Source organism: Streptomyces sp. NPDC050528, from assembly GCF_044457795.1.
Classification (GTDB): Bacteria; Actinomycetota; Actinomycetes; order Streptomycetales; family Streptomycetaceae; genus Streptomyces.
In genome coordinates, this window is record NZ_JBITHH010000002.1 from 686380 (window position 1) to 707340 (window position 20961).

The 20961-nt window shown below is 70.9% G+C and carries 18 protein-coding genes; 9 read left to right on the plus strand and 9 right to left on the minus strand.

Going from position 1 to position 20961, the window contains the following annotated elements; all coding sequences use genetic code 11:
- Positions 1-8 precede the first annotated feature (8 nt).
- Positions 9-3749: an AfsR/SARP family transcriptional regulator gene (locus tag ACIBK4_RS10405; protein ID WP_398994026.1), complete on the minus strand. Its 3741-nt coding sequence runs from the start codon at positions 3747-3749 to the stop codon at positions 9-11.
- A gap of 239 nt (positions 3750-3988) precedes the next feature.
- Between ACIBK4_RS10405 and ACIBK4_RS10410 the strand changes: the two genes are divergently transcribed.
- Positions 3989-4759 (plus strand): site-2 protease family protein, encoded by a 771-nt coding sequence (locus ACIBK4_RS10410; protein WP_398994028.1) that lies wholly within the window; start codon positions 3989-3991, stop codon positions 4757-4759.
- On the opposite strand, the gene ACIBK4_RS10415 is transcribed toward ACIBK4_RS10410, so the two are convergent.
- The 3 genes from ACIBK4_RS10415 to ACIBK4_RS10425 form a co-directional block, all read right to left on the minus strand.
- Complete coding sequence (locus tag ACIBK4_RS10415; protein ID WP_398994030.1) at positions 4756-4920, minus strand: hypothetical protein; 165 nt, start codon at positions 4918-4920, stop codon at positions 4756-4758. The two genes, ACIBK4_RS10410 and ACIBK4_RS10415, sit on opposite strands and share 4 nt — an antisense overlap.
- Positions 4921-5004: 84 nt before the next feature.
- Positions 5005-5757, minus strand: coding sequence for an NADPH-dependent F420 reductase (gene npdG, locus ACIBK4_RS10420; protein ID WP_398994032.1), 753 nt, complete (start codon positions 5755-5757; stop codon positions 5005-5007).
- 37 nt (positions 5758-5794) lie between these two features.
- A complete protein-coding gene (locus ACIBK4_RS10425; protein WP_398994034.1) occupies positions 5795-6889 on the minus strand; it encodes an exo-alpha-sialidase in 1095 nt (364 codons plus the stop codon).
- A 105-nt stretch (positions 6890-6994) separates the two neighbouring features.
- On the opposite strand from ACIBK4_RS10425, the gene ACIBK4_RS10430 reads away from it, so the two are divergent.
- Together ACIBK4_RS10430 and ACIBK4_RS10435 are read left to right on the plus strand one after the other, a co-directional pair.
- Positions 6995-7597: a hypothetical protein gene (locus ACIBK4_RS10430; protein WP_398994036.1), complete on the plus strand. Its 603-nt coding sequence runs from the start codon at positions 6995-6997 to the stop codon at positions 7595-7597.
- 534 nt (positions 7598-8131) lie between these two features.
- Entirely contained in the window at positions 8132-9499 is a 1368-nt protein-coding gene (locus tag ACIBK4_RS10435; RefSeq protein ID WP_398994038.1) for an MFS transporter, read from the plus strand.
- Here ACIBK4_RS10435 and ACIBK4_RS10440 read toward each other — a convergent pair whose 3' ends face one another.
- Positions 9500-9727, minus strand: a complete 228-nt coding sequence (locus ACIBK4_RS10440; RefSeq protein ID WP_033281960.1) for a hypothetical protein — start codon at positions 9725-9727, stop codon at positions 9500-9502. It lies immediately after the preceding gene.
- A gap of 58 nt (positions 9728-9785) precedes the next feature.
- On the opposite strand from ACIBK4_RS10440, the gene map reads away from it, so the two are divergent.
- Positions 9786-10643 (plus strand): type I methionyl aminopeptidase, encoded by an 858-nt coding sequence (gene map / locus ACIBK4_RS10445; protein WP_398994041.1) that lies wholly within the window; start codon positions 9786-9788, stop codon positions 10641-10643.
- 134 nt (positions 10644-10777) lie between these two features.
- On the plus strand, positions 10778-11425 hold the full coding sequence (locus tag ACIBK4_RS10450; RefSeq protein WP_398994043.1) for a heme oxygenase (biliverdin-producing): 648 nt from the start codon (positions 10778-10780) through the stop codon (positions 11423-11425).
- 153 nt (positions 11426-11578) lie between these two features.
- Here ACIBK4_RS10450 and ACIBK4_RS10455 read toward each other — a convergent pair whose 3' ends face one another.
- The 4 genes from ACIBK4_RS10455 to ACIBK4_RS10470 form a co-directional block, all read right to left on the minus strand.
- A complete protein-coding gene (locus ACIBK4_RS10455; RefSeq protein ID WP_398994045.1) occupies positions 11579-12223 on the minus strand; it encodes a PhzF family phenazine biosynthesis protein in 645 nt (214 codons plus the stop codon).
- Positions 12216-13091 carry a hypothetical protein gene (locus tag ACIBK4_RS10460; RefSeq protein ID WP_398994047.1) on the minus strand — a complete coding sequence of 292 codons (876 nt, stop codon included), beginning with the start codon at positions 13089-13091 and terminating at the stop codon, positions 12216-12218. The genes ACIBK4_RS10455 and ACIBK4_RS10460 overlap by 8 nt, the downstream gene beginning before the upstream one ends.
- Positions 13092-13102: 11 nt before the next feature.
- Entirely contained in the window at positions 13103-14602 is a 1500-nt protein-coding gene (locus ACIBK4_RS10465; protein WP_398994049.1) for an HtaA domain-containing protein, read from the minus strand.
- A gap of 61 nt (positions 14603-14663) precedes the next feature.
- Positions 14664-16115, minus strand: a complete 1452-nt coding sequence (locus ACIBK4_RS10470) for an HtaA domain-containing protein (protein WP_398994051.1) — start codon at positions 16113-16115, stop codon at positions 14664-14666.
- A gap of 99 nt (positions 16116-16214) precedes the next feature.
- Between ACIBK4_RS10470 and ACIBK4_RS10475 the strand changes: the two genes are divergently transcribed.
- The 4 genes from ACIBK4_RS10475 to efeO all read left to right on the plus strand — a co-directional run bounded on the left by ACIBK4_RS10475 (position 16215) and on the right by efeO (position 20958).
- Positions 16215-17243, plus strand: a complete 1029-nt coding sequence (locus ACIBK4_RS10475; RefSeq protein WP_398994053.1) for a hemin ABC transporter substrate-binding protein — start codon at positions 16215-16217, stop codon at positions 17241-17243.
- A complete protein-coding gene (locus ACIBK4_RS10480) occupies positions 17240-18325 on the plus strand; it encodes a FecCD family ABC transporter permease (protein WP_398994055.1) in 1086 nt (361 codons plus the stop codon). The genes ACIBK4_RS10475 and ACIBK4_RS10480 overlap by 4 nt, the downstream gene beginning before the upstream one ends.
- A 490-nt stretch (positions 18326-18815) precedes the next feature.
- Positions 18816-19634 (plus strand): heme ABC transporter ATP-binding protein, encoded by an 819-nt coding sequence (locus ACIBK4_RS10485; RefSeq protein ID WP_398994057.1) that lies wholly within the window; start codon positions 18816-18818, stop codon positions 19632-19634.
- Between the two features lie 187 nt (positions 19635-19821).
- A complete protein-coding gene (gene efeO / locus ACIBK4_RS10490) occupies positions 19822-20958 on the plus strand; it encodes an iron uptake system protein EfeO (protein ID WP_398994059.1) in 1137 nt (378 codons plus the stop codon).
- Positions 20959-20961 lie beyond the last annotated feature (3 nt).

A 20961-nucleotide genomic window follows, 5' to 3' on the forward strand; every position in this document is an offset into this window, starting at 1 on the left:
GGTACGCGTCAGCCTCGCACCAGGGCGGCGGCCTCCTTCACGGAGAGGCCGCCGCCCTCGGCGTACTCCGCCTCGTACCGGTCGTAGGCCTCGTCGCCGAGCGCGGCACGCGCGCGCCGCTCGGCCTGGAGGTAGACCTCTCGTTCCATCGACGTCGCGACATGCCCGGGCGGCAGCAGCACCCGTGCCGTGACGAGGCAGTGGACGGCGTCACGGGCCCGGCCGCCGCCGTCGATCTCGGCGAGGGCGATCGCGGCCACCCCGAGGTACAGCGGGGTCATGTGCGGGGCGATGGCCTCGGACAGCGGGTCGCCCGCCCGGTCCAGCGCCCGTCGGATCTTGTCCAGGGCCTCCTCGTAGTTGCCGTCGACCGTCGCCACCCAGGCCTCCAGGCCGAGGATGTACGCGTCGAAGACGACGAAGTGGGAGATGGAGAACTGCTCGCGCAGCAGGCGCAGTTGCTCGCGCGCCTCCGCGGGCCGGCCGGTCAGGGCGAGGTAGCCAGCGAGGAACATCCGGGCGGCGGGCATCGCCTCGTTGCCGCCGCGCGACGGCTGGTTCTCGACCACCTCGCGCAGGATGCGCTCGCCCCGCTCGGCCTCGCCGCCCTCGACGAGCACGCTGCCGAGCCGGGCGCCGAGCACGGCCGTCTGACCGTGCGCGCCGAGCCGTTCGGCGTGTTCGATCGCGGCCTCGTAGTCGGCGGCGGCCAGCCCGAACTCGCCGACGCGTTCCCGGGATTCGGCCCGGGCGGAGAGCGCCTCGGCGGTGCCCCAGGCGTCCCCGAGGCGGCGGAAGATCTCCAGCGACTCGTCGGCGTCACGGACCGCGTCGCCCGCCCAGTCGCTGCGGTTGGCGAGCATGTTGGCGCGCATCTGGAGGGTGGTGGCCAGCTCCCACTCCATACCGGGGGTGGCCCGGCAGGTGCGGACGGCGGCTTCGAGGATGCCCGGCAGCCGCTCCACGTTGCCGGTCATCAGCACGGCGTAGAACCAGAGCATGCCGGGGGTACGGCAGGTCTGCGGGTGGCCGGGTTCGTAGACCTCGGTGATCAGGCGCAGTTTCTCCTTCGCCGCCGGTGCCTCCCAGGCCTCCAACTCCGTGTCCATCCAGCCCAGATGGGCGAGGTGGACACCTCGCCTGGCCTCGGCGAGGAGTTCTCCGGTGAGCGGGGGCGGGGTGTCGGTACAGCGCTGCCAGACGGGTTCGGCGCGCCGGACGGGGGTGGTGAAGGGGTCGGGGCCCAGCGCCATCACCTCGACGCACCAGTTGCGGGCCTCGATGCGGACGTCGCGCATCTGCCAGTACCAGACCAGCGAGAGGACGAGGCAGATGGCTTCTTGCTCGTCGCGCTCGGCGACGGCGTGCCGCAGCGCGGTGCGGAGGTTCTCGTACTCGCGCTCCAGCCGTTCCACGGCGGCGAGTTGGCCGGGGCCGCGCAGCAAGGGGTCGGTGGTGCGGGCGAGTTCGCGGTAGTACGTCAGATGGGCGCGCTCGGCGTGGGGGCGGCGGCCGGACTCGTCGAGCCGTTCGGACGCGTACTCGGCGACGGTCTCCAGGAGGCGGTAGCGCATCTCACCGTCGCCCGAAGGGGCGGCCACCACAAGGGACTTGTCGACGAGGGAGCCGAGCGTCTCGAACGCGACGGGCCCGCACACGGCCTCGGCGGCGGCGAGGTCGCAGCCGCCGGCGAAGACGGACAGGGTGGTCAGCACGTCCCGTTCGTCCACGTCGAGAAGGTCCCAGGACCAGTCGACGACGGCCCGCAGGGTCTGCTGGCGGGGCAGGAGCGTACGGCTGCCGGAGGTGAGCAGCCGGAAGCGGTCGTCGAGGCGGTCGGCGATCTGACGTGGCGTCAACATCCTTAGCCGGGCGGCCGCGAGCTCGATCGCGAGGGGCAGTCCGTCGAGCCGCCGGCAGATCTCGGCGCAGGCCTCGGGGTCGTCCTCGACGCTGAACCCCGGCCGGGCGGCGGCACCCCGGTCGGCGAGCAGCCGTAGCGCGACGGGGTCGGGCAGGGGTTCCACCGGGCGCAGCAACTCGCCCGGTACGCCCAGGGGTTCGCGGCTGGTGGCGAGCACGGTGAGGCCGGGGCAGCGCTCCAGCAGGGTCTCCACGAGGCGGGCGGCGGCGTCCACGACGTGCTCGCAGTTGTCGAGGATCAGCAGCATGCGGCGGCTGCCGCAGTGTTCGGCGAGCCGGTCGACGGGGTCGTCGTGCCGGTCGCCCCCGGCGGCCCTGATCGCCTCGGCGCCGGCGCCGTACATCACGGTCTCGCGCGCGCCGACCGCCGTGAGGACGGCCGTCGGTACGGCGTCGGGGTCGTCCACGGGGGCGAGTTCGGCCAGCCACACCCCGTCCCGCGCGGCATACCGCACGGTCTCGGCGGCCTCCTGCGACAACCGCGTCTTCCCGGCCCCACCGGGCCCGAGCAGCGTCACCAGCCGGGCCGCCGCGAGATCACCCCGGATGACGTCGATATCGGCCTCGCGGCCGACGAAGGAGGTGAGCCGGGCGCGGAGGTTGCTGGGGGGTGGGGTGGGGAGCCCTCCGGGGGTGGTCGGGGTGAGGGTGCTGTTGGCGGGGGTGGGGGTCTCGGTGCCGGGGCTGCGGTGGTCGGCGTTGGCGGAGCGCCGGTGCGGATCGGTGGTACCGGCGGACCTACGGTGGTCGGCGTCGCCGGTGGCCCTGCGGTGAACGGCGTCGCCGGTCGGCCCGGCGTGGCCGGCATGTCCGTCGCCGTCGCCCGGTCCACCGGGTGCGTCGCCGTAGCCCGGCCCGGTGGGGCCGTCGTAGGCGCCGGGTCGGTCGGATCCGGCACGGCCGTCAGGTCCGCCGGGGCCGGCGGGCCCGGTGGCCCCGGCATGACCGCCGGAGCCGTCGAACGCGCCACGGCCATCGGGCCCGCCCCGCCCGGAACCCCTGCCGGATCCGCCCTGCCCATCAGATCCACCGACTCCGGTACGGCCGTCAGGCCCAGCGAGTCCGCCGCGGCCACCGGACCTGCCATGACCGTCGCCCCCCGGATTCAGCAACTCCCCGTGCAGCGCCCGTAGTTCGGGCCCGGGGTCGGAGCCCAGGCGGTCTGCCAGGAGTTGGCGTACGGACTCGTAGGCGGCCAGGGCCTCGGCTGTGCGGCCTGTGGCGCGGAGGGCTCGGAGGCGTAGGGACTGGAGGGGTTCGTCGAGGGGGTGGGTGTCGCAGAGGGCGGTCAGTTCGGGGAGGGCGGTGTCCGCGTCGCCGAGGGAGACGGCCGCGGCGAGGCGGGTGCGGCGGGCGTCCAGGTGGCGGGTCTCCCAGCGGGACGCCTCCGCCGTCCGGTCGGGGAGGTCGGCCAGGGCCGGGCCGTTCCACAGGGCGAGCGCGTCGTCCAGGACCTCGGCCGCCTTCGCGGGGTTGCCGTCGGCCAGCGCCCGCAGCCCCTCCGCCGTCAGCCGCTCGAAACGGTGCAGGTCGATGTCGTCGGGGGCGGCGGCGAGCCGGTACCCGCTCTCCGCCGAGGTGATCGCGTCGGCGCCGAGCGCCCGGCGGAGCCTGCCCACCAGCGCCTGGAGCGCGCCCGTGGCGTCGGCGGGCGGGTCCACGCCCCACACCTCGTCCACCAGAACGCTCGCGGGTACGGCCTTGCCGGGTCGCAGGGCGAGCACGGTGAGCAGGGCGCGCAGTCGTGCCCCGCCGACCGGGACGGGGGTGCCGTCGGGGCGGAATGCCTGGGTGGTGCCGAGAATGCGATAGCGCACGGGGTCCATTGTCTCCGGTGGCGTGGAAAGCGGTCACGGGGTTGCGGCGGCGCGGCGCCGGACGCGGTACGACGACCCCGGATAAGCCCCTCCCGAGAGGCCCCGAGGGGTGACGGGGTCGTAGAACGCGTGCCAGAGTCCCATGTCCCCACCTTCCCCGGAACCGACGGCCGCTCGCGAGACGTTTTCCCCTGGGGCCCGGTACCGTCGGGCTTCGCGTCCACCGACCCAGCAGGGAGCCCGCCCCCATGACCGCCACCACCACCCGCCCCAGTGACCGGCGGATCAGTCCCGTCTTCCTCGGGATCCTGGCCGTCACGGCGGTGACCGGCTGGGCCACCTGGACCGGGTTCGCCGAGCAGCCCGGCGTCGCCGTGTTCCTGTTCGTGACGGCGGCCTGGATCGTCTCCCTGTGTCTGCACGAGTACGCGCACGCGCGCACCGCGCTGCACAGCGGTGATATCTCGATCGGCTCGAAGGGCTATCTGACCCTCAACCCGCTGAAGTACACGCATGCCCTGCTCAGCATTGTGCTCCCGGTGATCTTCGTCATCATGGGCGGCATCGGTCTGCCGGGCGGCGCGGTGTTCATCGAGCGGGGCCGCATCCACGGCCGTTGGAAGCACAGCCTGATCTCGGCGGCGGGCCCGCTGACGAACGTACTGTTCGCGGCGGTCTGCACGGCGCCTTTCTGGCTGCACGCACTCGAAGGGGTGCCGGACGACTTCCAGTACGCACTGGCCTTCCTGGCCCTCCTCCAGGTGACCGCGGCGATCCTGAACTTCTTGCCGGTGCCGGGCCTGGACGGCTACGGCGTGATCGAGCCCTGGCTGTCGAACGACATCAAGCGGCAGGTCGAGCCGTTCGCGCCGTTCGGCCTGCTGTTCGTGTTCGCGCTGTTGTGGGTGCCGTCGATCAACCGGGAGTTCTTCGACATGATCGACGCGATCCTGCGGGGGCTGGGCGTCAGCGACTGGGAGACGTCGAACGGCTACAGCCTCTACCAGTTCTGGCGCTAGGCGGCGCGACCGCGCTTCAGGTAGTACCAGCACATGTTGGACGAGAGCCCCGCCAGCAGTACCCACACGATCCCGATCCAGCTGCCCTGTACGAACGAGACGACCGCCGCGGCCACGGCGAGCAGGCAGACGACGAGGGCGTAGAGGGCGAGGCGGGGCATGGGATCGGCTCCTGTCGGCAGTGACGAACGCGGTAGAACAAAGGGGACACCGGTGGTCGGTTGCCACCAGTGTCCCCCACCCGCTCAGACGTCCGTGACGCGCAGTCCCGCGTGGGCCTTGTAGCGGCGGTTGACGGAGATCAGGTTCGCGACCAAGGACTCCACCTGGTGCGCGTTGCGCAGCCTGCCGGCGAAGACACCGCGCATGCCGGGGATACGGCCGGCCAGCGCCTGCACGATCTCGACGTCCGCGCGCTCCTCGCCCAGCACCATCACATCCGTGTCGATCTCGGCGATCTCCTTGTCCATGAGCAGCACCGCCGACAGGTGGTGGAAGGCGGCGGCGACCCGTGAGTCGGGCAGCAGGGCGGCGGCCTGTTCGGCGGCGCTGCCCTCCTCCGGCTTCAGCGCGTAGGCGCCCTTCTTGTCGAAGCCGAGCGGGTTGACGCAGTCGACGACGAGCTTGCCGGCCAACTCCTCGCGCAACGACTCCAGGGTCTTGCCGTGGCCGTCCCAGGGCACGGCGACGATCACGATGTCGCTGCGGCGCGCGGTCTCGGCGTTGTCGGCGCCCTCGACGCCGTGGCCGAGTTCGTCGGCGGCGGCCTGGGCGCGGTCGGCGGCGCGGGAGCCGATGATCACCTTCTGGCCGGCCTTGGCGAGCCGGTAGGCGAGGCCCTTGCCCTGCGGCCCGGTCCCGCCGAGCACGCCGACGACCAGTCCGGAGACGTCGGGGAGGTCCCACGGGTCCTTGGCGGGGGCCTTCGCGGGGGCGGTCCCGGAGGCCGGAGCGGGGGCCGTCGCGGGGGGCTGTGCAGCACTGTCGGTAGAGGTCATGGGCCGACTTTACGTCCGCCTCCGCACCCGTATCGGCTCAGGTGAGGTCCGTCACGGGGACCCGTCGGAACGTGATCGTCTCGTACGGCCCGAAGTCGCCGGTCTCGTAGAGGAGTCCGACCGTGTCGTCGTCGATCCGGACGAGGTCGGAGTACGCGGCGGGCAGTCCGTCGACCGTGTGCACGGGGCGCCAGGTGGTGCCGGCGTCGGTGGAGGCGCGCAGGGTCATCAGGGCGCGGGCGGCCGGGTCGCCGGGGCCGGAGTACAACAGCACGTCGGGGTCGCGGAGTTGGAGGACGCTGGCCTCGCAGATGGGGGCGGTGAGGCCGGCCTGGGGGCGGAAGGGTTTCGTGAGCGTCTTGCCGCCGTCCGTCGAGTACGCGTCGGCGCGGTGGCCGGGGGCCGTGGCGTCGTTGCGGGTGTTGAAGTAGACGCGCCCGTCGGGGAGTTCGGCGGCGGTGGTCTCGTTGCAGTTGACGTAGCCGTCCGGGTTCTCGTCGACGTAACCGATCGACCAGGTCTCGCCCTTGTCGTCGCTGAGCAGACAGTGGCCGCTGTTGTACTTCGCCTCGTTTCCTACGTCCGTCCCGGTCGGCGGGATCGTGTGGTTGGCGGCGACGACCACCCGGCCGGTGCTCAACTGGATCGCGTGGCCCGGCGTGGTGGCGTACCAGCGCCACTCCGGCTTCTTCACCTGCGCGGTGATCTCCTTCGAACTCGACCAGGTGACACCGTCGTCGTCGCTGTAGCGCACCCAGATCCGGCGTCCGTCGGCCGCCGACACCTGGCCGCGCAGGATGGCGTCCTCGGTGGCGGTGGCGGTCGCGCGAACGTAGACGAGCAGGATGCGGCCGGTGTCGAGGACGACGGGGGCGGGGTTGCCCGCGAGGTGGGGGCCGTTGGTGGCGGCGGGGGTGATCGGGCCCCAGGTGCGGCCGCCGTCCGTGGAGCGCCGTAGGACGATCTCGATGTGGCCGTGGTCGCTCGCGGAGTCGACGCGGCCCTCGCAGAACGCCAGGAGGGTGCCGGCGGCGGTCACCACGACGGCCGGGATCCGGTAGCTCGCGTAGCCTCCCTGGCCGGCGACGAAGGGGACGGTTGCTTCTGTGGTTGCTTCCGTGGTTTCTGTCATGAGGTGACTCCTTGTGCGGCCTATGAGCCCGCACCATCCCCAAGTTGGGCGAATTCGTGGTGAACTCCACGTCACGAACGGCCGGTTGGGGCAGGATGCGCGGACATGGATGCCGTACGGGTTGCGCTGTTGCGTGAAGTGCTCGCCGGGACCGAGTGGTTGGGGGCGACGCGACGGTTCGCGGGGGTGTTGCGCGGGTCGGTGGTGTCGCACGGGGGTGGGTTGCTGCTGGTGGGTACGCCCGCGTACGAGCCCTGGCATCTCGCGGCGCATCTCGTCGACGAGGCGGCGTGGTCCGGTACGCCCGAGCTGGCACCGACTCTTGTACGGCATGACGCGCGGCCCTCGGATCCGGCGCATCTGGCGGTGGGGCTGGGGCGGATCGAGGCGGCTCGGCGTGGTGAGACGCTGTTGGTCGTGTCGCCGGAGGGGCCGGGTGACCCTCTCCTGGAGCGGGTGCACGACGCGCGGCGGGCCGGGGCGACCGTCCTCTCCCTGGGCTCCGGTGACCGTGAACTCGCGTCCCTGGCCCACGAGTCGCTCCCCGTGCCCTCGGGCACGGACCTTGACCTGGACACCGTGCAGCACCTCGTGAGCGCGGCGGCCGGGGAGAATGTGTTGCCGGTGGTGCGGGGGCGCCGGCGCTTCCGTGACCGCCTGTCGAGACTGACCGACCAATTGACGGCACCGCCGCCTGCGCCTTGGTAGGGGGGTTTCCCACCCACCCACCCGTCTCGGCCAGTTGAGAAGTGGACGAGAAGAGCGGAGACCAGGCCAGCGGCGCCTCCAAGTGACCGTGGCGGATAGTCACCGCCGTGTGTTTCCCACCCACCCACCCGTCTCGGTGAGTTGAGAGGTGGACGAGAAGAGCAGTGTCAGACGCCGCCCACGAGTGACCGCGGCGAGACGTCACCGCCGACTCCCCCCGCACAGCTCGGCGGCCGCAGGCCACCAGCTCACCCGTCTCGGTCAGTCGACCAGCAGCAGACGGGCCAAGCGATGCCCTGCCGCCGCCTCCAGGTGACCGAGGCACGTCGTCACCACCAACTCCCCACACCACCCAGCCACCGACCACCCACTCACCTGCTGGCCCGCCCGCCACTCGCCACCCGCCTGCCAGTTACCCACCCCGCCGACCGACTCCCCCACCCCACCAACACCCCCACAAACTCCGGCCCCCAACCCCACCCCCCACAAAAATCCGCTTGCCACCCCCACCCCCCACCCCGACCATTGCCCCTCGTGACCGACCGCACCGATCCCCCCGGCGAACCCCCCGCCGATCCCCCCACACGCCTCCGTACCCTCCGCACCCTCCTCCCCGACCTAACCCCCTGGCACGCCTCCGCCGACTTCCGCAGGCTCTGGCTGGCCGGGCTGATCTCCAACTTCGGGAGTTTTCTGACGTTCGTCGCGCTCCCGGTGCAGATCAAGGAACTCACCGGCTCCGCCGCGGCGGTGGGCGCGGTCGGGGCCGTGGAGTTGGTGCCGCTCATCGTGTTCGGGCTCTACGGCGGTGCGCTCGCCGACGCGTGGGACAAGCGGAAGTTGATCGTGTGGACCGAGGTCGGACTGGGCGTGCTGTGCGGGGCGTTGCTGTTCAACTCGTTGGTGCCGCGGCCTGCCCTGTGGCCGCTGTATGTGATCGCCGCGCTGACCTCCGTGCTCGGCGCGATCCAGCGGCCGGCCCTGGACTCGCTGTGGCCGCGGATCGTCGCCCACGAGCACATGACGGCCGCCTCCGCGCTCAACTCCCTGCGCTGGACGGTCGGCGGGGTCACCGGACCGGCGGTGGCGGGGGTGGTCGTGGCGTTCGCGGGGCTGCCGTACGCGTTCGCGGCGGACACCGTGACGTATGCGATATCCGTGGTCCTGATCTTCCGGATCGCCTCCTCGCCCGGCGCCCACCAGGCGCGGAAGCCGTCGCTGAAGTCCATCGCCGAGGGCGCCCGGTACGCGTGGAGCCGTAAGGAACTCCTCGGGACCTACGCCATCGACCTCGCCGCGATGTTCTTCGCGATGCCGCTCGCCGTGCTGCCGTTCCTCGCGGACGATCTGCACGCGCCGTGGGCGCTGGGGCTGATGTACTCGACCGTCCCGGCCGGTGCCCTGCTGGTGAGTGTGACCAGTGGCTGGACCTCGCGGATCCAGCGGCACGGGCGGATGGTGGTGCTGGCGGCGGCGCTGTGGGGCGCGGCGATCGCCTGCGCGGGCGCGTTCGGGAACGTGTGGCTGGTGCTGCTGTTCCTGACCGTCGCGGGCGGCTGCGACATGGTCAGCGGCATCTTCCGCGGGGTCATCTGGAACCAGACGATCCCGGACGAGCTGCGCGGCCGGCTCGCCGGGATCGAGTTGCTGTCCTACTCGGTGGGCCCGCAACTGGGCCAGGTCAGATCCGGTGGCATGGCCGCCCTGTCCGGAGTGCGGACCTCGGTGTGGGCGGGCGGGCTGATGTGCGTGGGCGCGGTGGGGCTGCTGGCCGTAGGACTTCCGAAGCTGATGTCGTACGACGCGAGGACGGACGAGCACGCGCTACGGCTGAAGGCGCAGCGCGCGGCGACGACTCCCCCGCCCCCGGCCTCTCCCTCCGCAACCCCGGCCGGGGCCTGATCAGTCGTCGGTGTTCCCCTTGGCCGCGTCGTGCCACTTGGGGTCGTTCTCCCACTCCAGGTTGCGCTCGCGGGCCGTCTCCATCGCGTGTTCGGCCTCGGCGCGGGTGGCGTACGGCCCGAACCGGTCCTTGGCGGGGCACTCCGGCCCCTCCTCGACCTTCTTGTGTTCGAGGCAGTAGTACCACTCGCCGGGCTTCCCGACCGTGCGCTTCTTGAACAGGGCCATCAACGGCTCCTTTCCCTACGGCCATGTTCCCCCATGTCCGCTGGTTAGACTCGCTGGCATGTCTGGCCAGTCGCTGCTCGTACCAGGGGAGCTCTCCCCCACCCGTTCCGTGCCCGGAAACATCCGTCGTCCCGAGTACGTCGGCAAGCCCGCGCCGACCCCGTACACCGGGCCGGAGGTGCAGACCCCCGAGACGATCGAGGCGATGCGCGTCGCCGGGCGGATCGCCGCGCGGGCGATGGCGGAGGCCGCGAAGATCATCTCGCCGGGGGTGACCACGGACGAGATCGACAAGGTCGCGCACGAGTACATGTGCGACCACGGCGCCTATCCGTCGACGCTCGGCTACCGCGGCTTCCCCAAGTCCCTGTGCACCTCGCTCAACGAGGTGATCTGCCACGGCATTCCGGACTCCACGGTGCTGCGCGACGGCGACATCATCAACCTCGACGTGACGGCGTACATCGGCGGCGTGCACGGCGACAACAACGCGACCTACCTGGTCGGTGACGTCGACGAGGAGTCCCGGCTGCTGGTCGAGCGCACCCGCGAGTCCCTGGACCGGGCGATCAAGGCCGTCAGGCCGGGCCGGCAGATCAACATCATCGGCCGGGTCATCGAGTCGTACGCCAAACGCTTCGGCTACGGCGTGGTCCGGGACTTCACCGGCCACGGCATCAACTCGTCGTTCCACTCCGGCCTGATCGTCCCGCACTACGACAGCCCGCACGCGACGACGGTCATCCAGCCCGGGATGACGTTCACGATCGAGCCGATGCTGACGCTGGGGACGTACGAGTACGACATGTGGGACGACGGGTGGACGGTCGTCACGAAGGACCGGAAGCGGACGGCGCAGTTCGAGCACACGTTGGTGGTGACGGAGACGGGGGCGGAGGTCCTCACCCTGCCGTAGCGCCCTGTCTCAGCACCCCGGGACCCGTCCTCAGCCGACTCCGTCGAGGACGGGTCTCTTCTTGTACGCTTTTACCGACAGGGTGTCGGCAAACCTGTTGACTTAGGTAAGCCTTACCTTAGAGGATAGGGCCCATGGACTCCTTCTCGACAGTCATCCGCACCGCGTCCCACGAACAGCACGTGGAGGCCGAGACCTCCACCTTCATGAGCGATCTGCTCGGCGGGCGACTGGGCGTGGACGCGTACGCCCGGTACACCGAGCAACTGTGGTTCGTCTACGAGGCGTTGGAGAGCGGGGCCGAGCGGCTGGCGGCGGATCCGGTGGCCGGGGCGTTCATCCGGGCCGAGTTGTTCCGGCTGCCCGCGCTGGAGCGGGACCTTGAGCATCTGCGGGGTGCGGAGTGGCGGTCCGGGTTGACCGCACTGCCGGCGACCCGGGCGTATGCGGAACGGGTGCGGGAGTGCGCGGAGTTGTGGCCTGCCGGGTACATCGCCCATCACTACACGCGCTACCTCGGGGATCTCTCCGGCGGGCAGATCATCCGGGACAAGGCGGAGCGGACGTGGGGGTTCGCTCGGCGCGGGGACGGGGTGCGGTTCTATGTGTTCGAGGGGATCGGGAATCCGGCGGCGTTCAAGCGGGGGTATCGGGAGCTGCTGGACGGGGTTCAGGTCGACGATCTGGAGAAGCAGCGGATCGTGGCCGAGTGCAAGCGGGCGTTCGCGTTGAACACGGGGGTCTTCCGCGCTCTGGGTGAGGAGTTTCCGCTCTCGGCTTGAGTGTTTGTCCGCGGGTGCGTTGCCGGGGGCTCCGCCCCCAGACCCCCGATCGGCCCTGAAGGGGCCTCGTCCTCAAACGCCGGACGGGCTGAATATTGCCGGCCTGCGTGGTGAAGTGGCCGCCATTATGGAGGAGTTGGTGTCACGGAGCCGTCAGCGCTCCAGGAACACCCGCCCCCCGACCTCCACCCAACCCCCCGGCTGCGGCGCCGTAAGAATCTGCGACCCCGCACCCTGCGTGATGTTGAGAGCCCTGCCCAACTGGTCGGTCAGCAGGAGTGCCGCCGCGCCCGTCGCCTCGTCCTCGTGGATGCCGTCGTCACGGCCGGGGAACGCTCGGGCGCGGACACGGCCCGCCGCCTCGTCCTCCCAGGCCCAGGCGTAGATCCACTCGCCGGGCGCGGGCACGGGGAGGGCGTCGACCTCGGGGGCGGTGGCGTACTGGCGGAGGGTTCGGGGTGGGGCCCACTCCGGGAGGGCCTCGATCCAGCTGAACTCTCCGTCGAGGCGGGCGCCCACGATGCCTGCGGGGGTGACCAGTTCGGGGATGTCCAGGAGCCAGGCCGTGCCGACGCAGGGGTGGCCGGCGAAGGGCAGGCGGGTGGTCGGGGTGTAGATGTCGATGACTCCGCGCTCGGGGTCGTCGACGAACACGGTCTCGCTGAAGCCGAGTTTCCCGGCGAACACCTGTCGCTCGTCCGGGTCCGGCATGACGGAACCCTCGCGGACGACGCCGAGTTCGTTGCCGTATCCGCCGCTGGGGCCGCAGAAGACACGCAGTACGTCGTAGTCAGTCACGGGGGCATTCAAACATCGCCCGGGCCGCGAGGTCATCCCAGGTCGCAGCTCCGCCGGGGAGGGGCCAGGTGGGGGTGGGGGCGTCGGCGTAGGGCAGCGAGGACAGGGCATCTGCGAATCCCCGCTCCAGGGCCGCCAGTTGGCGGGCGGGGCGGTCCACGAGGCATCGCGCATGCTGTGCGTGTGCCTCGGTCAGTTCGGCGGCGGTACGGTGCCAGTCCTCGTCGTCGGGTACGGGGCGCAGCTCCACGCACACCGGTTGCGCACCCTCCGCGAGCGCGGCTACGGCACGGTCGTGGCCGTCGATGATCAGCCAGCCGTCGAGAAAGCTCACCCACCACAGCAGGACCGGCGCGAGGGCGCCGTCGCGGGCGTGCTTGCGGTACGCCTTCACGCGCGGGGCGTCCGGCGGGGAGAGGCGGCGCAGGGGCAGGATGCCGTGCCAGCCTCCGCCGCAGTACAGCTCCAGGGTGCCGTTCGGCCAGTCCCGGACGAAGTCCGTCGTCCAGATGCCGGGCGAGAAGTGCGACCGCCGGGTCAGGGCCCAACGGCCGTCGTACAGCGGGCCGTTGGGTGCGTCCTCCAGCCAACGGGCGTACTGGTGCGTCCAGTTGACGACCGTGCGCTGCTGCGCGGCGCGGAGCGGCGGCAGGGGTGAGCTGTAACCGTCGAAGCGGTACAAGGCGAGGTCGTGGCGGCAGCCTTCGCCGTCCAACCGGCCCAACGCCAGGGGTCGTTCACCCTGCCGCAGCAGTCTCCGCCCGCCCTCCGTCGTCTCGAAACGCAGCGGGGACGGACCGGGCCGACCTGTCACAGCCAGCACCAGTCCGTCCTCCGGCAGGAATTCTCTGTGCCCCCTGGTGTCCACGGGGCACAGTCTTACGCCTCCGTACGGCGCCTGCGCATCGCGAACACCACGCCCGCGCCCGCCGCCACGGTCACCGCGGCCGCCGTGCCCAGCGCCGCCGCCGGGATCTCGGAACCGGTCGAGGCCAGCGAGCCGTTCACGCTGCCCGTCGTGGAGCCGGTGACGCCGCCGCCCGAAGTCGAGCCCGTCGTACCGGAGTTGTCGGTGCCGCCGGAGGAGCCCGTACCCGTGCCGGTCGTCGACGACGAGCCGTCCGTGGGGAGGGTCGCGTCCGTCGTGAGGGCCACCGAGAGGTCGAGGGGGTCGAGTTCGGCGCCGGTCTGGTAGAAGCCGCCGAATGCCTTCGCGCCGGCTGCGGTCAGGGTCGCGGTGACGTCGCCGACCGTGATGACGTCGTCCTTCGCGGTGAGGTCCGTCGAGCCCGCCTTCAGGTCGGCCAGGACCACGTCCTCGGCCTTCTCGCCCAGGCTCGTCACGTCCGCCGTCAGTTCGCCGGTGCCGTTGTCGAGGGTCGCCTTGAGGTCGGTGAAGGTGAGGTCGAGGCCGTAAGTGCCGTTGTCCTCATGGCCCTTGAAGTTCACCGCGCCCTCGAACGCGGCGGAGAGGGTGTCGGCGTCGGTGTCGTAGGTGCCGGTCGCGTCGGTGAAGGTGAAGACGCCGTTGCCCGCCGCCTGGGTCGCGCCGTCCGACGTCGTGATCTTGCCGTTGGCGACGCTGCCCACGACGTAGGAGCGGAAGGACTCCTTCACGCCCCAGTCGAGCTTGCCGTCCGCGATCTCGCCCTTGGTGGCGGCCGGTTCGGAGACGGTGTCCGAGGGGCTCGCGCTGCCGGGGGGCGTGGTGGTCGGGGTGGTCGTGGCCGGCGGGGTGGTCGCGGGCGGGGACGTCGGCTGCGACGGCGTCGGCGATACGGGCGTGCTCGGAGTCGGGGACGTCGTCGACACCGGCTTGACCGCCGACAGCGGGTCACCGGCCGCGTTCGCGTACGTGTCGCTGCCGAGGAACGTGCCCGCCGCCGCGGTGAGGGTGGTGGCCAGGTCCTTCAGGTCCTGGCTGGTCGGTGCGGCGACCGTCGCGAGCGTCACGTCCTGCTGCTTGGTGCCGCCGTCCGCGACGAGGTCGGCGGTGAGGGTGCCCGCCGCGCTGTCGTACTGGAAGTCCGACATCTCCCGTACGAACCCGTGCAGCGTCGACTTGGCGGTGACGGTGCCCTTGAAGGTCAGGTGCACGGCGTGGCTGGTGGTGTCGTACGTGCCCGTGCCGTCGGTGAAGGTGAACGCGCCGTTGTTCGCGGCCTGCGCGGCACCGTCCGTGGTGGTGAAGGAGCCCTGTGCGTACGTGCTCACGTAGGTGCGGTACGACTGCTTGATGCCCCAGGTCAACTCGTAGCCGCTGAGCGGGACTTCGGCCGCCGACGCGGTGGTCGTGGCGAGCGCCGTGGCACCGAACGCGGCGGCGGTCGCGACGGCCGCGGCGAGGGCGAAGGAAAGTCGGGGGCGTCTGACGGGCATGGCCGTGGTTCTCCTTGAGTTCGGGGGCATGGTCCACCAACTGGCAGACCGGGTAAGGGGGTTAGTCCGCTTCGGACGCGGTGGCCTCGGCTGCCGCCGGAGTGCTACGGCGCCTGCGGACGATGAGCACCGACACCGCTGCCGCCACCAGCACGGCACCGGCCGCCAGGCCGATCGGCAGCGCGGCCGAACTGCCGTTGCCGCCACCGGAGTTGTCGGCCACCGGCTCCGCGGACACCGAGGGGTGGGCCGACTGTTCCTCCGGGGTCTCGCTCGCGGTGGGTGTGGTGCCGAGGTCGGGCAGCGCGGGCAGCTTCGCGTCGTCGGTGAGGGCCACGGCCACCGACACCGGGTCCATGGCCGTGCCCGCCGGGTACATCCCGCCGAAGGCCTTCACGCCCTGCGCGGTGAGTTTCGCGGGCGCCTCGGTGACCTTCACCAGGCCCTTGGTCGCCTTGAGGCCCTTGGCCGTGAAGGTGACCAGCGGGACCTTCTTGCCGGTGAAGTCGGCGTCGGCGCCATCGGTGCCGGTGACGTCGGCGTAGAGCGTGCCCTTGCCGTCCTCGACGCTCGCCCGGACACCGCTGAGCTTCAGGTCGAGGCCTTCGGCGCCCGTGAAACGCACCGCACCCTTGAACGAGGCCGTCAACTCCCCGTTCTTGTACGTGCCTTCACCGCCCGGGAAGCGGAAGAGGGCGCCGCCGTCCTCGGCTCCGGCCGACAACGTCCACTTGCCCTTGGCGATGTCCCCGGTGACGTACTCCCGGAAGGTGCGGCGTACGCCCCAGTCGACGGCGCCGTCCGCGATCGTCCCGGCCGAAGCACCCTTGTTCGCGGCGGACTTGGTGGGTGTCGAGGAGGGTGTAGGCGTGGCGGTCTTCCTGGCCGTGGCCGCCGCCTTCACGTCCGCCGAGAGGCTCACCGGGTCCAGCGCCGTACCCGCCGTGTAGTACCCGGCGAAGGACTTCGCGCCCTGTGCGGTGAGCGTCGCGGGCAGGTTGTTGAGGACGACCGCGTTGCCGCCGCCCTTCATGTTGACGCCGCCCAACGAGAGGGAGGCGAAGGGCACTTGAGAGGACGTCGTGACCGTCCCGGTGCCCTTCGCCTTGCTCGTGATGTCCAGGTAGAGGGTGCCGGTCGAGCCCGCGATGCGGACCGTGGGGCGGCTCAGGGCGAGGTCGAGTTCGTAGCTGCCGTCGGTCTTCTTGTGGCCGACGAAGTGCACCCCGCCCGCGAAGGACGAGCGGAACGCGCCCGTCGAGCCGTCGTACGAACCCGTCGCCGAGGGGAAGCGGAACTGACTGCTGCCCACGGTCGCCGCGCCGCCCGTGAGGGAGTAACTCCCGTTCGCGATGGGCCCGGTGACATAGCTCTGGAACGAGGACTTGATGCCCCAGTCGAGCCGGCCGCCCTGCACGGTACGGCTCTCGGCGTGGGCGAGGGCCGTCGGGAGGAGGGCACCCAGGATCGCCGCGCACAACACGGTGACCAGGGCTTTCAGGCGCGCGGGCATGGGTGGGTCCTCCGGTTGACGACTGCCGGTAGCGAACGAAGGTAAGGCTAACCTAAGCTTTCCTCACCTGAAACGACAGTGCCCGAGAGATGTCGAGAGATGCCGAGAGAGACGGACGGGACCGTGCCACGCTTGCGCACACGACTGGCGGGAGCACTGTTGTCCGTGCTCGCGCTCACGCTCACCGGATGCGGGGGCGCGGCGACTTCAGCGACCGACGCCCCGGCGAAGTCCTCCGCACCGGCCAACCGTGTCGAACCGCTGACCGACACCCCGGTCCCCCGACTCCCGGTCACCGTCCGGTCCGCCGACGGCAAGAAGGTCACCGTCAAGAACGCGCGGCGCATCGTCCCGCTCTCCGGCAGCCTCAGCGAGATCGTGTTCACGCTCGGGCTCGGTGACCGGGTCGTGGCCCGGGACATCACGGCCACCTTCCAACAGGCCGCGAAACTCCCCCTGGTGACCCGCAACCACGACGTCTCGGCGGAGAGTGTGCTGTCCCTCAAGCCCGATCTCGTCCTCGCGGAGACCACCACCGGACCGTCCGAGGCGATGGGTCAGATCCGCGCGGCCGGCATTCCGGTCCTGGTCGTCGACCCGGCGAAGGGGCTCTCCGACGTCGGTCCGCGCATCCAGGCGGTGGCCGACGCGCTCGGGGTACCGGCCGCCGGGAAGGAGCTGACCAAGCGCTCGGAGGACCGGATCGCCGCTGTCCGCAAGGGGATTCCTCGGCACAAGGAGAAGCCTCGGGTCGCGTTCCTGTATCTGCGCGGGTCCGCGTCCGTGTATCTGATCGGCGGCAAGGGGTCGGGGGCGACCTCGCTCCTGGAGGCGGCCGGCGCGGTCGACGCGGGTGCGGAGTCGGGACTGGAGAAGGACTTCACCGCCATCACCACGGAGGCGCTCGCGCAGGCCGCGCCGGACGCGATTCTCGTCATGACCAAGGGACTTGAGTCGGTCGGCGGTATCGACGGGCTGGTGAAGATCCCCGGGGTCGCGCAGACCCCGGCCGGGATGAACCGGCGGGTCGTGTCGATCGAGGACGGAGTCCTTCTCAACTACGGGCCGCGTACGGACCAAGTGCTCAAGTCGCTGGTGGACCAGTTGTACGGGGGTGGGAGCGAATGACCGTACTGGAGAAGGGGGTTGGGGCGACCGCCGCCTCGACTCCCGCACGGAGACGGCGCAGTACGGGCTGGATGGTCACCGTCGGGCTGGTGGTCGCGCTGCTCGTGCTGGTGCCGGTGGCTGCGGGACTGGGCGCGTATCCGATTCCGACCGGGGATGTCCTGGCGTCGGTGCAGCACCAACTCGGGCTCGGTGGGCGGGCGCTGGACCGGGTACCGGAGTCGGTCCTGTGGAACGTGCGCTTCCCGCGGATCGTGCTCGCGCTGCTTGTGGGGGCCTCGCTGGGGTGTGCGGGGGCGTTGATGCAGGGTGTGTTCGGGAATCCGCTCGCGGAGCCGGGGGTCATCGGGGTGTCCTCGGGGGCGGCGGTGGGGGCGGTCGCGGTGATCGCGTTCGGGCTCGACTTCCTCGGGACGTGGACGGTGTCGGCGGTGGCGTTCGTCTTCGGGCTCGGCGCCGTGCTGCTCGTCTACGCGATGTCACGTTCGGGCGGCCGTACGGAGGTCGTGACGTTGATCCTCACCGGGATCGCGCTGAACGCGTTCGCGGGGGCGTTGATCGGGCTGTTCCTGTTCTTCGCGGACACGGCTGCCGTCAACCAGATCACCTTCTGGCAGCTCGGTTCGCTCTCGCAGGCGACCTGGCCGAAGGTCCTCGCGATCCTTCCGTGCGCGGTGCTGGGTCTGAGCCTCGCGCCGCTCTACGCCGGGCGGCTGGACCTCCTCGCGCTCGGTGAACGCCCCGCTCGTCACTTGGGAGTTGACGTCGAGCGGCTTCGGATCGTCCTGGTGCTGGTCATCGCGCTCCTCACGGCGGCGGCGGTCAGCGTCTCCGGGATCATCAGTTTCGTGGGGCTGGTCGTGCCGCATCTGCTCCGCATGGTGGCGGGGCCCGGTCACCGGTTCCTGATTCCGGGCAGTGCGGTGCTCGGTGCGTTGGTGTTGCTGGCCGCGGATCTGACGGCGCGGACGGTTGCGGCGCCGGCGGAACTTCCGCTGGGTGTCCTGACCGCGTTGATCGGCAGCCCGTTCTTCTTCTGGCTGCTGCGGAGGACGCGGCGCGGGCAGGGGGGTTGGGCGTGAGCCAGGTCTCAGGGAACGGCTTGGTGGCTGCGGTTCCAGGTTGCCGGGGTTCCTGTTCCGTTTCCCGGTCGAGGCTGCCACGGGATGCGCGTTGGGGGGTGCGGGCCATCTGTGGCTGGTCGCGCCCACGCGGCGGTAGCCGCACATCAGATGCAGCCCCGCGCCCCTTTAACGCCGGCCCAATCGGCGCTGCTCCAGGGTGCCGGAGATTCTCTTCCGTTTCCCGGTCGAGAGTGCCGCTGCATGTGCGTTGGGGGGTGCGGGCCGTCCGTGGCTGGTCGCGCAGTTCCCCGCGCCCCTTTATCGCTGGCCTGTACTTCGCCGCCACCCCGTTCCGCCTCCGCCCCCTCTCCACCAGCCGCCCCCTCTCCACCACCCGCCAACTCTCCACCACCCGCCAACTCTCCTCCGCCGCAACGGCGTTCAGCCCCGGCGAACCGTCCCGGCGGTGCCGAGCCGTCCTCTCCCCTCCCACCCGAGGAGCCCGCGTATGAGACTCCTCCGTAGCCGAGCCGTACCCCCCTCCCCCGTCGAACCGGGAGATCTCCTCGCCGAGGCCGAAGACCTGCACGTCCAACTCGGCGGGCGCGCCGTCCTCCACGGTGTTTCCGTGCCCGTCCGTGCCGGGGAGGTGCTCGCGCTTGCGGGGCCCAACGGGGCTGGGAAATCGACCCTGTTGGCGGCCCTCGCCGGGGATCTGGTGCCGTCTGCCGGGGTCGTCCGGATCTACGGGCGGGCCGCTGCGGAGTGGTCCGCGCCCGAACTCGCCCTGCGGCGGGCCGTGCTTCCTCAAGCGGCCGCGCTCTCCTTTCCGTTCACGGTCGAGGACGTCGTGCGGATGGGGCGGGCGCCGCATGCCACCAGCCCCGCCGAGGACGAGGTCGCCGTAGCGGATGCGATGGCGCGGGCGGAGGTCGCGGGCTTTGCGCTGCGGCCGTTTTCCGCGCTCAGTGGTGGGGAGCGGGCCCGGGTCGCGCTGGCGCGGGTGTTGGCTCAGCGGGCGCCTCTGCTGTTGCTGGACGAGCCGACGGCCGCGCTTGATCTGCGGCATCAGGAACTGGTCCTGCGGCTGTGTCGGGAAAGGGCGCACGCGGGGGACGCGGTGGTCGTGGTGCTGCACGATCTCGCGCTGGCCGCCGCCTACGCGCACCGGGTCGCGATTCTGCGCGCCGGTCGTGTCGCCGCCGACGGGCCACCAGGAGTCGTCTTCACCGAGGAGTTGTTGTCGGACGTCTATGACCAGGCGGTCGAGGTGTTTCCGCATCCGCGCACGGGGGCGGTCGTCGTGACGCCCAAACGGTCCACTTGACCTGTCTTTGACCTTCCCTTGGTGTTTGTTTTTCGCCGTCGAGATCAAGCCGTGTCTGTGATTTTTCTGTGGGCAGTGAATGCCGGACCGGGCGGGTATGACTGAGGTAAGCCTCAGGTAAGTTAGGGCAGCCTCACCACACTGCCCTATCCGATCACCTCGTCACACCCTTCCGCTTGGAGCCTGCATGCGTGCCGTCCGACTTCCCGTCGCCACCGCCGTCGCCGCCGCGGCCGCCCTGACCGCCGTCACGGCGTGCACCGCGAAGAGCGACGCCAAGGACGGCGACGCGATCCAGGTGACCGCGGCCGACTCCAAGTGCACGACCTCCAGCAAGTCGATCCCGGCCGGGCAGGTCACGCTGAAGATCGAGAACACCGGCTCCAAGGCGACCGAGGTGGAGATCCTCTTCCCGGACGACCGGATCGTCTCCGAGAAGGAGAACATCGGGCCCGGCACCAAGTACACGTTGACCGCGGAGGTGAAGGCGGGGTCGTACGAGATCGCCTGCCGGCCCGGCATGAAGGGGCACGGTGTGCGGCAGAAGCTCACCGTCACCGGTGGCTCGGTCGCCAAGCGGGATCCGAAGCTGGACGCCGCCGTCGCCGCCTATCGCGAGTACGCGCAGGAGCAGGCCGACGCGACGATCCCGAAGGTGGAGACCTTCGCCGACGCCATCAAGGCGGGCGACCTCACCGCCGCCAAGAACGCCTACGCGCCCTCCCGTTACGGCTGGGAGGCCACCGAGCCGATCGCCGAGTCGTTCGGGGACATCGACCCCAAGACCGACACCCGCGTCAACGACCTGGAGAAGGGCCAGAAGTGGACCGGCTGGCACGCGTTGGAGAAGGCGCTGTGGCAGGACAAGAAGATCGGTGCCGAGCAGAAGGCCCTCGCCGCCGAACTGGTCACCGATCTGAAGGACTGGCAGAAGCGCGTCGGCAAGGCCGAGATCACCCCGACCTCCATGGCCAACGGTGCCAAGGAACTCCTCGACGAGGTCGCCACCGGCAAGGTCACCGGTGAGGAGGACCGCTACTCGCACACCGACCTGAGCGACTTCAAGGGCAATGTCGAGGGCGCGCAGAAGGCGTACGAACTGCTGAAGCCGGTCGCGCAGAAGAACGACGCGGCCCTCACCACCGAGTTGGACAAGCAGTTCGCGGCGCTCAACACGCTGCTCGACAAGTACCGCTCGACCTCGACCTCGGACGGCTTCGTGTCCTACGACAAGGTCACCGCGGACCAGCGCAAGGAGCTGTCGGACGCCGTCAACGCCCTCGCGGAGCCGCTGTCCAAGCTCGCCGCCGCCGTCGTGAAGTAGGCC